Raw genomic sequence first — 12,837 nt, forward strand, 5'->3', positions numbered from 1 at the left:
GCTGGTGGATGAGCTCAAGGGTCAGGTGTTTGCCAAAAATACCCTGCCGGATGGCAGCGTCGGCACCGTCACCCTGTTTCTCGACGATCTGCGGGTGAGCACCAATGTGCCGGTCAGCAGCAGCCGTCAGGTGGGCCGGGCGGTGGGTACCCGGGTCTCGCCGCCAGTGCGCGAGCAGGTGCTGGGGCGGGGGGAGATGTGGGTTGACCGCGCCTTCGTCCACGATGCCTGGTATGTCTCGGGTTACGAGCCGCTCTTGGGAGCCAGGGGCGAGCGGCTCGGCATGCTCTATGTGGGCTTTCTCGAGTGGCCCATTATCCGCACCTACCTCACCAATCTGGTGGAGCTGGGCTCCGGCGTGGTGCTGCTGTTGCTGCTCTCCGGCCTGCTGGTCTATCGCGGCGCGCGGGATCTCTTCTCCCCCATCGAGCGGATGCACAAGGTGGTGCGGCAGGTGCAGGCCGGGGAGTCCGCTCGCATCGGCCCGCTGGCCCTCGACCCCGACCACGAGCTGGCCCAGCTCGGTCGCCAGTTCGACGCCATGCTGGACAGGCAAGAAGCGCACCAGCAGCAGATGGCTCGCAGCGCCGACGAGCTGGAGCAGAAGGTGGCCGAGCGCACCCAAAGCCTTGAGCTCAAGACCGCCGAGCTGGAAGATCATATTCATATGCTGACCGAGGCGCGCCAGCAGTTGCTGATCAGCGAGAAGCTGGCGGCCCTTGGCGAGCTCTCGGCCGGGGTGGCCCACGAGATCAACAATCCGCTAGCGGTGATCCTCGGCAATGTGGAGCTGATGAAGCTGGAGCTGGGGGAGGCGGCCGAGCCGGTCAGCGAGGAGCTGGCGCTGGTGCTGGCCCAGATCGAGCGGATTCGCGCCATCACCCGCAGCTTGCTGCAATATTCGCGCCCCGGCGATTACGAGACCGCACCGGTGTGGCAGCACCTCAATCCCATCATCGAGGAGAGCCTGACCCTGGTGCGCTCCGCCCTGCGTCAGCAGCAGGTGGAGCTGGTGGCCGATCTCAGGGCCCAGCAGCCCATCGAGGCGGATCGTCAGCAGTTGTTGCAGGTGCTGATCAACCTCTTGGTCAACGCCAGCCACGCGCTGGGGGAGCAGGGGGAGATCCGGGTCGAGAGCCGCGACTGGTTCGATGAACTGGGTCAGTTGCGCGGGGCCGAGGTGCGGGTGATCGATAACGGCAGCGGCATCGAGGCGGCCATTATCGACAAGATCTTCGACCCCTTCTTCACTACCCGCGCCACCGGCACCGGTCTGGGGCTGGCCCTGAGTCACCGCATCATCAGCCGCTGGGGTGGGGAGCTCTTGGTGGACTCCACCCCGGGGCAGGGGAGCTGCTTTACCGTGCGGCTGCGCAGCCACGCCCTGCTGCCCAGCGGCAGCGAGCCCGCGAAACTGGAAGGGTGGCGCATCGCCCTCAATGCCGAGGGGCGTGAGACAAGCGATTGATGCTGTTATAAAAAGGCCCGTGATAAAAACAGCCCGTCAACATGGTTGGCGGGCTGTTTTGTCGGTGGGTGAGTGGTTCTTTACTGCGGGCTCCATACCAGCTTGCCGCTCTGGGTCAGGTCATAGCCGCCAAGGCGAGCCGCCAGCTCGCGCCCCTCGGGGGATTGCAGCCAGCCGATCAGCTGTTGCAGCAGGGTGCGAAAGAAAACCCCCTGCGGCATCACCAGATCGAAGCACTCCTGCGACAAGGGCATAAAGCCGAGGCCAAACTCGGTGGCAGTGCTCTGGGCACCGGGCCCGACATCCGCATCGCCACGGCTGATGGCGGCGGCCAGCTCCCGCTCGCTGTTGACCTCAATGGTGCGCTCCAGCCGGGTCAGCGACTCCCCCTGGGTTTGCAGCCACTCCTGCAGGGCGCGCTGGCTGCCAGCCCCCTCCTGACGCATGGCCCAGCGCCAGTCGAGCGCCTCTTTCGCCTCCTTGGGTTGCAGCCCTTGCCGCAGCACCAGCCCCTGCACCCGCCTGAATCCATGAACGATCACCCATTGCCGGTGGCCCTGATACTGCTGCACCAGCGCCGGGTGGCGCAGATGCGCCTCCTCGGCCTGCCCCCAGTGGATGGCACAGAGATCCACATGGCCACGGGCCAGCATCGCCAGCCCCTGACGGGTGCCGCACGGGGTGTAGCCCACCAGTGCCTGGGTGCCGAGCTGCCGGGCCAGCCGGCTGCTGGCGTAGTGGAGCAGCACATCGTCCGAGCCCGCCAGCAGCAGCCGGTCGTTCATCACCCCCTCGTGGCAGCTGCCGAGCAGCCAGCGGTCGAGCAGGGAGCGGGGAAACAGCCACTTGCCGGTCGCCTTGGTGGCGGGGATGCGCGCCTCGTTGGCGAGCTGGTAGACCTTCTTCTCGTTGAGATCGAGGTATTCGGCCACCTGCTTCACATTCATAAATTCGTTCATGGCTTAATCTCGCATCCCGCGACCGGTTGAACCGGGCGCCAGCACCGGCGGCTTCTCGTCCAGCACCATATGGTCGTGGCCGCTGAAGACCTCGAAATGGCGCCCCTTGGCGCGGGCAATCATGGTGATACCGAGCTGGCGGGCGAGATCCAGCCCCATCTGGGTGACGCCGGAGCGCGACAGCAGCACCGGAATGCCCATCTGCGCCACCTTGATCACCATCTCCGAGGTGAGTCGCCCGGTGGTGTAGAAGATCTTGTCGTAGCCAGCCTCGCCGCGCATCCAGAGCTCGCCCGCCAGGGTATCCACCGCATTGTGGCGCCCCACATCCTCGACAAAGGAGAGTATTTCGCTGCCGCGACAGATGGCGCAGCCATGGACGGCACCGGCCATCTTGTAGGTTTCGTTATGGGCCGACAGCGCCTTGAGCAGGGCGTAGAGGGTGCTCTGTTTAAGCTCGGGCGCCGCCAAAACCACCCCTTCGAGCTTCTTCATCACGCTGCCATACATGGTGCCCTGACCGCAGCCGGAGGTGACCGTCTTCTTCTCCAGCGATTTGTCGAGATCGGCGGCCTGCTGGCTGCTCACCACGGCGGCGGCCTCGCTCTCCCAGTCGACGATCACCGACTCGATGGCCGAGATATCCTCGATAAAGCCCTGATTTTTAAGATAACCCAGCACCAGCGCCTCGGGGCGGGCCCCCAGCGTCATCAGGGTTACTATCTCCTTCCAGTTGAGGTAGACCGTCAGTGGCCGCTCGCAGGCGATTTGGCGGGTGTTCATCGTGCCCTGTTCATCCATCACCTCGACGGCCATGGTGAGCTGGGCTGCTGCATTGCTTTTGATAAAGGTCGGTGTCATGGGCCCCTCGCGACCGGTTGCCGGGATCTAAGGGGAGGGATACAGCAAGTTTTGTTCCATATTCATGTAGATATGAGCATAGAAAATGTCGGTGCCAAACAGTATTGATGCAGTGGACGAAAGTTAGACATTATTTTGAATGTCATTAGTTTATTTGTTTGTTAGCATGATGGTAGTGTCATATTAATGATGTGTTTTTAAATGATATGGTGTTTTTATTTTAGGGGAAGCAATTGATAACATTGATTTTTGGTGCTGGTGCAAGTTATGGTTCTGGTAGAACTATTCCATATAATCCTCCATTAGGAAATTATCTTTTTGACAATCTGGTTTCTTTAAATAGAGCGTTTGCCGCATTACCACAAGATATTAAAGATGTTTTTATTGAGCGTGGCTTTGAAGAAGGAATGGCATACATAGCCAACGACAGCAGAAAGATTAATCCATTGCAAAAAGAAATTGCATGCTATCTTTCTAAATTTAAAATAACACCAGAGAATGCATATGCGAGGCTTTTCAATAAGCTTCGTAAATATATGAGTGAGATTAATATTGTTACATTAAATTATGACACATTAATTGAGCAGGCTTTGGGGTTGACTGGTTACCCATCTGACTATAACTGTTCAAGTCAAGGGGTTAACGTATTAAAGCCTCATGGTTCATCAAACTTTCTACCTAGAATTCCAAACGGTTGTAGTTTTAGTGGTAATACCATGATCGGTTGTGGAACTTTCTTTGAGGGTTTGCAAACCGATGCTGTATCTACACATGAGGAAGTTGTTAGCTGGTGCGGTGATCCTAGAAATAGTGATCTGAGCCCTGTACTCTCTCTATACGAAAAAGGTAAAAGGGTAGTAATTAACTCGGCATTAATTAATAAAGTTAAAGAAGATTATAAGGGTGTTATCTCAACATCAGATCTAATCGTTTTAGTTGGTATAAAATATATCGAACATGACTCTCATATTTGGCAGCCATTAGAGGAGTCTCATGCTGATTTATTAGTTGTTGATCCTTACCCTCAAGACACAAATGAATGGTTAAAAAGAACAAAGAAAGACAGTGCAGAGGTCATCTGTAATGGTTTTGAGGATTCAGTGTTGAGTATTGCAAGAACAGTAAAAAGATATGTGATTTAATAAGAGATCTTGAATGTTGGGCTGAATCGTAGGTTGGCGCTGAACGAAGTGAAGCCCAACTTTTTATCAAGGCAATAATCGGATAATTCAGCATTATTCGATTATTGCCATTCCCTCAATCAGGCTCTGGCGGATTGGTTTTACGCCGCGTGTTGGGCTTCGCTGCGCTCTGCACCAACCTACGCCCGCGCCAACCTGTATCAAAGCCCCCATCAACCACCAAACCTGCCTTGGCCCCACTCTTGCTATGTCTTATCCCATTGATGGCCGTGGCCGCCATAAATCTCCTGCTCTGATCCGCCCCGATAGGGGCTAAGCAAGGGGGAGGGCGGCCCGGCAGAGACCTTCTGATGGGAGCCGTGACAGTGCAAGAGACAACCAAACCCCTCTCCCCGCAGCGCTGGCTGCAGCTGGAGTTAAAGGCCATCGACAGCCAGGTTGGCCGCTGGCAGAGCCGCCGTTTCGAGATTGCGGCGCTCCACCCCGCCGAGCCCGAGGCAGCAGGTGCCTTGCCCCTTACCCTGTTTCGCGACGAGCGGGGGGATTATCGCTTCAATCTGAGCTCCGGCTCGCCCCGCCTCTTTGTGACCGGAAGCCGCGTGGACAATGGCTTTGTGGCCGATGGCCTCACCCTGAGCCAGACCGTAGCTGCCGCCTATATGGATGGCGAGCGGCAGGTGCTCTCCTGCCCGCTGCCCGAGGCGCTGCAGGCCTGGGTGGAGGCTTTTATCGGCCGCCACGGAGAGCTGCTGGAGGCCCGCCGCAAGGGCAAGAAGGGCAAGGGGCGGGCGCAGGATCAGCTCGGTGTCGATAGCCAGGATCAAGCCAACTGCGGCGCAGTTAAAGCCACCGGCCCCGATGGCCGCGAGCGTGGCAGCGACGCCGGAACCAGTGCCGTAAACAAGGCCGGAAACAATGCCGGAAAAAATGCCCATGAGTGAGTTCCTCAAGCGCTGGTCGTCGCGCAAGAGTGAGGCGCGCAAGCATCAGGCATTGCAGCCGAGGGAAGAGGCTATCCCCGAGGCGGTTGCCGCCCCCATCGAAGGTAGTGGTGAAGGTAAAACTCCAGATGCTGCGCTGGATAGCCCCGTAGTCAGCACTGACAAGGGGAACAGTGAACCCCTTGCCGTTGAGGGGGCTGGGAGTGGCGAGCCGCAGCTAACAACAGCCCCGCCGGGCAAGGCCAAACTCCCCGACAAGGAGACGCTGCGGGCCATGTTTCGTAGCCACAAGCCGGATGGGCTCGACGACTACACCCAGGATTTCAGCCAGCCCGAATTGCTGCCGGCAGCCCTGACCGCCGGTCTGCGCAACTGGCTGGTGGATCAGGTAACCGCCCCTGAGAGCGAATCGACCAATCCGGCCAGCGGCTCCGCTGAACCGGTGGCGCTTGTCAGCGCACCTGCCGCCGACGAGCTGGCTGATAACCATTCTCAAACCCACACCGACGATCGGGACATTTTGGTTTCCTGTGGTGGACAAAATGTCCCAACCAAAGGTGGGGAAATGGAACCCTCAGGATCCTGACTCCCTGTCAGTCACTTTTTTTCCGGGGGAGTTGGCTCGCCTCTTGCTCTCTCGGCTTACCAACAAGCGCCCATCCCATGAGGTGGTGCGCACAGGAGCGTATGTGAGCACTGAACAAACATTGCCAAATCTGACCCCAAATCTAGCCTCCAATCTTGCCCATGGGGCGGGGGCGGCCGAGCATAACGCGCGCGCCTATGCCCTGCAGCATACGGTCAAGACCGACAACCTGATCCCGGCCACTGTCTCTTACCAGAGTCAGGGGCGCCTGCTGCTGGTCGGCCCGGAAGATCGGATTCGCCGCGCTGCCAGCCTGCTGCCCGCCGGGGTGAAGCCCACCCTGCTGGTGACCGAAGCGGTCCACGATGCCGAGGCGGCAGATCTCGAAGCCATTTTCGATGCCACCGCATCCCTCGCGGCCCTGACCCTGCGTGAGCCGAGCCTGACAGGGTATCTGGGGCAGTTCCGGCTCACCGGTCTCAATGGGCAGGGGGAGCGGGTTAATCTGGCTGCGCTTTGCTTCCCACAACAAGGCTTTCCACAACAAGCGGCTGCTGTTAGTGAACAGCCACGCGAACCGCGCTTCGATCTGGTGGCCGATCTGGGCCGCGCCCCGCTCTTTGCGCTGGAGCGCCCGCCGGTTGGCTATCTGCATCTGGCCGATGATCAAGGGCTGGCCGAACGGCTCGCCGAGCTCTGTGCGCTGACCGGTATTTTCGACAAGCCGCGCTATTTTCGCCTCGACCCCGAGGCCTGCGCCTTTACCGCCCGCGGCGTGCCCGGTTGCAGCCGCTGTCTCGATGTCTGCCCGACCGATGCCCTCAAGCCCATCAATGGCCGCATCCAGATCGATCCCCATCTCTGTCAGGGCTTCGGTAGCTGTGCCACGGCCTGTCCGACCGGGGCGATTGCCTATCACCAGCCCGACGCCAACACCAGCGGCGACTATTTGTTCCGTCTGCTCAAGCACTACCGGGAGGCGGGGGGCGACGCGCCCCAGTTGCTGATCGCCGGTGAAAACGAGCGCGAGTGGCTGGAGGCCGAACTCACCCGCCTGCCCGCCAACTGGCTGCCGGTCTGGGTGGAGGAGAGTGCGAGTTTAGGCATCGAGAGCTGGTTCGCCGCCCTTGCCTATGGCGCCAGCGCGGTGCGCATCGCGCTGGGTGATGATGCCCCCGCCAGTGTCCGTGCGCTGGTTGAGCGGGAGCTGGCCAGCGCTGCCGTGCTGCTGGCGGGCGCTGGCCTTGCTGCCGATCGCATTGCTCTGTTTGACGCAGATGCTGGTGAGCCTGTTTCCGGCCAGCCAGCCCTTGCCCTGCTGGATAAACCGCTCAAAGGGGACAAACGGGAGAAGCTGTTTGCCGCCTTCGATGCCCTCTGGCAGGCCAACGAAGGGAGCCGTGAACCGCTGGCGGTGCCCCACGGCGCCCCTTACGGCAGCGTGGAACTCAAAGAGTCTGACTGCACCCTCTGCATGGGCTGCGTGGCGGTCTGCCCGAGCCGCGCCCTGCATGCGGTGGGCCATGCGCCGGGCCTCAACTTTATCGAACAGGACTGCATCCAGTGCGGCATGTGCGAAAAGGCGTGCCCCGAGCAGGCCATCGTGCTCACGCCCCGCCTGCAGCCGTTGCCCGAAGCGCGCCGCGCCGTCCAGAGCCTGAAAGCCGAAGAGGCTGCCTGCTGCATTCGCTGCGGCAAGCCGTTCGCGCCCGCCTCGATGATCCGCCGCATCCAGCAAAAACTGGCCGGTCACTCCCACTTCCAGAACGAGGCCGCCCAGCGGTTGCTGATGTGCGAGGACTGTCGGGTCAAGGATGTGTTTGCGGAGCTGGCGGCGGATCCCGTCTCCCAGCTCAAGGTGTGAGGGGCCAGTGATGAGTGAACAACATAACGAAAAGGCTGGCGAACTGACCATGACCGAACTGGAACAGAGCAGCGCCGATCTCTACGCCCTGCTGGCGAGCCTCTGGCGTGCCGCCCCCCATGGCGAACAGCTCGCCTGGCTGCAAGGGTTGCAGCCGATGCCGGGCCCCTTTGCCAGAGGGCTGGGGCTGGTGCAGCTGGCGGCCAACAGCCACCACGAAAACGAGCTCGCCGAGGAGTATCAGGATCTCTTTATCGGGCTGGGGCGCGGAGAAATCGTGCCGTTTGCCTCCTGGTATCTCACCGGCTCTCTGATGGAGCTGCCGCTGGCGGTGCTGCGCGCAGATCTGCAGTCCCTCGGCTTCGAGCGCCAGAGCGGAGTGTGCGAGCCGGAAGATCATCTGGCCGCCCTCTGTGAGGTGATGGCGGTACTGATTGGCGAGCAACACCCGGATCGCAACCGCTTCTATGAGCGCCACCTTGCCCCCTGGGTACTCGCCTGCTGCCGCGATCAGCAACAGGCGAAAGGGGGGAGCTTCTACCGGGCTGTCGGCGCCCTTGCCGAAGATTTCTTCAAGCTGGAAAACGAATTGCGCCTGCCGTTTGGCGCCTGCGTGGTGCCGGGCTGAACGCCCCTATCTGCGCATAACAAGAGCTGCGCATAAACGAGCAGACGAGATATCCCATTGGACGCGAAGCTGGCGCGCAGGCGCCGGCAAGAACAACAACAGAGGTCACAAGAATGAGCGATGAACAGCTGAAAGACCCGTCCCGCCGCAATCTGATCAAGGGAGTTGGCGTGGTCGCCACCATAGGCGTGCTGGCTGGTGCCACCGGTCGGGTGGTGGGCAAAGAGGTGCTGACCCACGACACCGAGCCTGACAAGGGCTATCGGGAGACCCCCCATGTTCACGACTTTTATCGCACCCTGCGCGGCACCGACTGAGCCGGATCAGTGAAGGAGAACTCATGAAACTGACAAAACGTGCCGAGCTGCCCCAGGCGGGCGAGCAGGGCAATGAGGCCATTCGCGGTCAGGGGCTGACCCGTCGCGCCTTTATGGTCAACTCGGGTCTGGTGGCCGGTGGCGCCGTGGCCGCCGGTTGGCTGGCGCCAGCCATGATGCAGCGGGCCGAGGCCAAAACTGTGGCGGCCGACGTGCCGGTCGAGGTGAAGCGCACCATCTGTTCCCACTGCTCGGTGGGCTGCGGCGTTTATGCCGAGGTGCAGAACGGCGTCTGGACCGGTCAGGAGCCGGCCTTTGATCACCCCTTCAACCTTGGCGGTCACTGCGCCAAGGGTGCGGCCCTGCGCGAGCATGGCCACGGTGAGCGTCGCCTCAAGTACCCGATGAAGCTGGTGGGCGGCAAGTGGCAGCGCATCAGCTGGGATCAGGCCATCGAAGAGGTGGGCAATGAGGTGCTGCGCCTTCGCAAGGAGTCCGGCCCCGACAGCGTCTACTGGCTCGGCTCCGCCAAGCACTCCAACGAGCAGGCCTACCTGTTTCGCAAGATGGCATCCCTGTGGGGCACCAACAACGTGGATCACCAGGCGCGGATCTGCCACTCCACCACGGTCGCTGGGGTCGCCAACACCTGGGGCTACGGCGCCATGACCAACAGCCTGAACGACATGCACAACAGCAAGTCGATCATGTTTATCGGCTCCAACCCGGCGGAGGCCCACCCGGTCGCCATGCAGCACATCCTGCTGGCAAAAGAGCGCAACGGCTGCAAGATCCTGGTGGTCGACCCGCGCCGTACCCGCACCGCCGCCAAGGCGGACATGTACCTCTCATTGCGCCCGGGCACCGACGTCGCCTTTATCTGGGGCATGCTCTGGCACATCTTCAAAAACGGCTGGGAAGATAAGGAGTTCATCCGCACCCGCGTCTACGGCATGGACGAGGTGCAAAAAGAGGTGGCGCGCTGGACCCCGGCCGAAGTGGAGCGGGTGACCGGCCTCAACGAGCAGCAGGTCCATGGCGCCGCCAAACTGCTGGCCGACAACCGCCCCGGCTGCGTGGTCTGGTGCATGGGCGGTACCCAGCACACCACCGGCAACAACAACACCCGCGCTTACTGCATCCTCGAACTGGCGCTCGGCAACGTGGGCAAGAGCGGGGCGGGTACCAACATCTTCCGTGGTCACGACAACGTGCAGGGCGCCACCGACTTTGGCGTCACCTCCGACTCCCTGCCCGGTTACTACGGGCTGGAAGAGGGCTCCTGGAAGCACTGGGCCCGGGTGTGGGATGTGGATTACGAGTGGATCAAGGCGCGCTTTGACAACAAGGCCTACAACGGCAAGCTGCCGATGAACAACAACGGCATTCCGGTCTCCCGCTGGGTGGACGGGGTGCTGGAGAATGCCGATCTCATCGAGCAGGGCTCCAATATCCGCGCCATGTTCTACTGGGGCCATGCGGTCAACTCCCAGACCCGCGGCCCGGAAATGAAGAAGGCGATGCAAAAGCTCGACATGATGGTGATTGTCGACCCGTATCCCACCGTTGCCTCGGTGATGAACGATCGCACCGACGGCGTCTACCTGCTGCCGGCTACCACCCAGTTCGAGACCTATGGTTCCGTCACCGCCACCAACCGCTCCATGCAGTGGCGCGACAAGGTGATCGAGCCCCTGTTCGAATCCAAGGTCGACCACGAGATCATGTATCTCTTGAGCAAAAAGCTCGGCTTTGCCGATCAGCTGTTCAAGCACATCAAGGTGGAGAACAACCAGCCGCTGTTGGAAGACATCACCCGCGAATATAACCGCGGCATGTGGAGCGTAGGCTACACCGGCCAGAGCCCGGAGCGGCTCAAGGCGCACCAGCAGAACTGGCACACCTTCCACAAGACCAACCTCAAGGCCGAAGGGGGCCCGGTCAGCGGCGAAGTGTACGGTCTGCCCTGGCCCTGCTGGGGCACCCCGGAGATGAAGCACCCGGGCAGCCACATCCTCTACGACACCAGCATTCCGGTCTCGGAAGGGGGCGGCGGTTTCCGTGCCCGTTTCGGCATCGAGTATCAGGGCGTCTCGTTGCTAGCCGAAGACTCCTGGCCGAAGGGGAGCGAGGTGGAGGATGGCTATCCCGAGATCACTGCCGACCTGATGAAGCAGCTCGGCTGGTGGGATGAGCTGACCGAGGCCGAGAAGAAGGAGGCCGAGGGCAAGAACTGGAAGACCGATCTCTCCGGCGGCATCCAGCGGGTCGCCATCAAGCACGGCTTCGTCCCCTATGGCAACGCCAAGGCGCGCTGCGTGGTGTGGACCTTCCCGGATCAGGTGCCCAAGCACCGCGAGCCGCTCTACACCCCGCGCCGGGATCTGCTGGCCGACTACGCCACCTGGCCTGATTCGAAGAGCCTGTGGCGCCTGCCGACCCAGTACGCCTCGGTGCAGGAGAAGGATGTCAGCAAGGAGTTCCCGATCATCCTTACCTCCGGTCGTCTGGTGGAGTACGAGGGAGGCGGCGACGAGACCCGCTCCAACCCCTGGCTGGCTGAATTGCAGCAGGAGATGTTTGTCGAGATGAACCCGGCGGATGCCAACGACGTCGGTGTGCGCGACGGTCAGGATGTGTGGGTCGAGGGGCCGGAAGGAGGCCGGGTCAAGGTGAAGGCACTGGTGACCCCGCGGGTCAAACCGGGGCTCGCCTTTATGCCGTTCCACTTCGGCGGCCACTTCGAGGGCAAGGATCTGCGATCCAAATATCCGGAAGGGTCTGACCCTTATGTGCTGGGGGAGTCGGTCAACATAGTCACCACCTATGGTTATGACCCGGTCACCCAGATGCAGGAGACCAAGGTCACCCTGTGCCGTTTTCGCAAAGTAGGAGCCTGATCCCATGGCCAGAATGAAATTCATGTGTGACACCAAGCGCTGCATCGAGTGCAACGGCTGTGTGACGGCGTGCAAGAACGAGAACGACGATGCCCTCGAGTGGGGCATCCAGCGCCGCCGGGTGGTGACCCTCAACGACGGCCTGCCGGGGGAGACCTCCATCTCGGTCGCCTGCATGCACTGCACCGACGCCCCCTGCATGGCGGTCTGCCCGGCCGACTGCTTCTATCACACCGACGACGGCATAGTGCTGCACAACAAGGATCTCTGCATCGGTTGCGGTTACTGCCTGTTTGCCTGCCCGTTCGGGGCGCCCCAGTTCCCGAAGACCGCCGCCTTTGGCGATCGGGGCAAGATGGACAAGTGCACCTTCTGCGCCGGTGGCCCGGAAGAGGATCACAGCGAAGCGGAGCGCCAGAAGTACGGTGCCAACCGCATCGCCGAGGGCAAGCTGCCGATGTGTGCCGAGCTCTGCTCCACCAAGGCGCTGTTGGCGGGGGATGCGCAGGTGATCTCCGATATCTTCCGCGAGCGGGTTGCCTATCGTGGTGCTCCTCATGCTGCTTGGGGGGCTGATGAACAGGCGCTCTATCGCGACGCCAGCAAACCTCACGATGGCAGAGGCAAGGGGCTCAAGCTTGGCAAGCAGGAGGATGGCCAATGAGACACTGGCTGACAGCGCTGCTGACGGCCTTGCTGCTGTTCAGCGCGCCCGGCTTCGCTGATGCGCAGAAAGAGGCGGTCGGCTTTGCCGGCGCCGATTATTGGCGGGCGGTGAAGGATGGGCAGGAGGGGGTGACCACCTCCCACTCGCCGGAGCACGGAGTGCTTATCTCGGTGCCGGGCCAGCTCTGGTTCGAGGTGAAGACCAAGTGGGTGTCGCCGCTCGGCGCCATCGCCATCTTCGGCTCCTTGGCCATGTGCGGCCTGATGTACCTGGTGGTGGGGCAGACCAAGCTCTCCAAACCGCGCACCGGGCGCAAGCTCAAGCGCTGGAGCAGGCTGGATCGGGCGCTGCACTGGACCACGGCAGCCATGTTCCTGACCCTCTCCGGGTCGGGGCTGGCCATCATCTACGGTAAGTACTTCATCAAGCCGGTGGTGAGCCTCGGGGTGTGGGAGAACTGGATATGGTTTGCCAAGGTGTTCCACAACTATGTGGGGCCGCTCT

At 61.4% G+C, this 12,837-nt stretch carries 11 protein-coding genes and 1 pseudogene; 10 read left to right on the forward strand and 2 right to left on the reverse strand.

Features of this window, described 5'->3' with window-relative positions; translation table 11 throughout:
* The coding region (locus AACS18_RS05505; protein ID WP_108612074.1) for a sensor histidine kinase at positions 1-1,468 on the forward strand (1,468 nt) is incomplete at its 5' end.
* Between the two features lie 80 nt (positions 1,469-1,548).
* On the opposite strand, the gene AACS18_RS05510 is transcribed toward AACS18_RS05505, so the two are convergent.
* Entirely contained in the window at positions 1,549-2,415 is an 867-nt protein-coding gene (locus tag AACS18_RS05510; protein ID WP_081042891.1) for a helix-turn-helix transcriptional regulator, read from the reverse strand.
* 15 nt (positions 2,416-2,430) lie between these two features.
* Positions 2,431-3,288, reverse strand: a complete 858-nt coding sequence (locus AACS18_RS05515) for a formate dehydrogenase accessory sulfurtransferase FdhD (RefSeq protein WP_108612075.1) — start codon at positions 3,286-3,288, stop codon at positions 2,431-2,433.
* 233 nt (positions 3,289-3,521) lie between these two features.
* Between AACS18_RS05515 and AACS18_RS05520 the strand changes: the two genes are divergently transcribed.
* The 9 genes and pseudogenes from AACS18_RS05520 to AACS18_RS05560 all read left to right on the forward strand — a co-directional run.
* Positions 3,522-4,430 (forward strand): hypothetical protein, encoded by a 909-nt coding sequence (locus AACS18_RS05520; RefSeq protein WP_108612076.1) that lies wholly within the window; start codon positions 3,522-3,524, stop codon positions 4,428-4,430.
* Positions 4,431-4,780: 350 nt separating this feature from the next.
* Positions 4,781-5,371, forward strand: a complete 591-nt coding sequence (locus AACS18_RS05525) for a DUF3305 domain-containing protein (RefSeq protein ID WP_108612077.1) — start codon at positions 4,781-4,783, stop codon at positions 5,369-5,371.
* A complete protein-coding gene (locus AACS18_RS05530; protein WP_108612078.1) occupies positions 5,364-5,957 on the forward strand; it encodes a DUF3306 domain-containing protein in 594 nt (197 codons plus the stop codon). The genes AACS18_RS05525 and AACS18_RS05530 overlap by 8 nt, the downstream gene beginning before the upstream one ends.
* A 103-nt stretch (positions 5,958-6,060) precedes the next feature.
* Positions 6,061-7,821 (forward strand): 4Fe-4S dicluster domain-containing protein, encoded by a 1,761-nt coding sequence (locus tag AACS18_RS05535; protein ID WP_108612079.1) that lies wholly within the window; start codon positions 6,061-6,063, stop codon positions 7,819-7,821.
* A 10-nt stretch (positions 7,822-7,831) separates the two neighbouring features.
* On the forward strand, positions 7,832-8,449 hold the full coding sequence (locus AACS18_RS05540) for a TorD/DmsD family molecular chaperone (protein WP_108612080.1): 618 nt from the start codon (positions 7,832-7,834) through the stop codon (positions 8,447-8,449).
* 113 nt (positions 8,450-8,562) lie between these two features.
* The gene (locus AACS18_RS05545) at positions 8,563-8,766 is read left to right on the forward strand and encodes a transcriptional initiation protein Tat (RefSeq protein ID WP_005303194.1); all 204 of its coding nucleotides are present in this window, start codon (positions 8,563-8,565) and stop codon (positions 8,764-8,766) included.
* A gap of 23 nt (positions 8,767-8,789) precedes the next feature.
* Positions 8,790-11,666 carry a formate dehydrogenase subunit alpha gene (locus AACS18_RS05550; protein WP_108612081.1) on the forward strand — a complete coding sequence of 959 codons (2,877 nt, stop codon included), beginning with the start codon at positions 8,790-8,792 and terminating at the stop codon, positions 11,664-11,666.
* Between the two features lie 4 nt (positions 11,667-11,670).
* Positions 11,671-12,330, forward strand: coding sequence for a formate dehydrogenase FDH3 subunit beta (gene fdh3B / locus AACS18_RS05555; RefSeq protein WP_005353752.1), 660 nt, complete (start codon positions 11,671-11,673; stop codon positions 12,328-12,330).
* Positions 12,327-12,837, forward strand: a pseudogene (locus AACS18_RS05560) (formate dehydrogenase subunit gamma); the annotation flags it as partial. The gene fdh3B and the pseudogene AACS18_RS05560, both read left to right, overlap by 4 nt.

Origin of the sequence: Aeromonas sp. HMWF015, from assembly GCF_963878965.1 — a bacterium.
Lineage (GTDB): Bacteria > Pseudomonadota > Gammaproteobacteria > Enterobacterales > Aeromonadaceae > Aeromonas > Aeromonas veronii.

Coding starts and splice junctions, on each gene's coding strand:
- AACS18_RS05530 (WP_108612078.1), top strand. CDS start 5,364: ATGAGTGAGTTCCTCAAGCGCTGGTCGTCGCGCAAGAGTGAGGCGCGC.
- AACS18_RS05525 (WP_108612077.1), top strand. CDS start 4,781: ATGGGAGCCGTGACAGTGCAAGAGACAACCAAACCCCTCTCCCCGCAG.
- fdh3B (WP_005353752.1), top strand. CDS start 11,671: ATGGCCAGAATGAAATTCATGTGTGACACCAAGCGCTGCATCGAGTGC.
- AACS18_RS05515 (WP_108612075.1), bottom strand. CDS start 3,288: ATGACACCGACCTTTATCAAAAGCAATGCAGCAGCCCAGCTCACCATG.
- AACS18_RS05550 (WP_108612081.1), top strand. CDS start 8,790: ATGAAACTGACAAAACGTGCCGAGCTGCCCCAGGCGGGCGAGCAGGGC.
- AACS18_RS05545 (WP_005303194.1), top strand. CDS start 8,563: ATGAGCGATGAACAGCTGAAAGACCCGTCCCGCCGCAATCTGATCAAG.
- AACS18_RS05540 (WP_108612080.1), top strand. CDS start 7,832: ATGAGTGAACAACATAACGAAAAGGCTGGCGAACTGACCATGACCGAA.
- AACS18_RS05510 (WP_081042891.1), bottom strand. CDS start 2,415: ATGAATGTGAAGCAGGTGGCCGAATACCTCGATCTCAACGAGAAGAAG.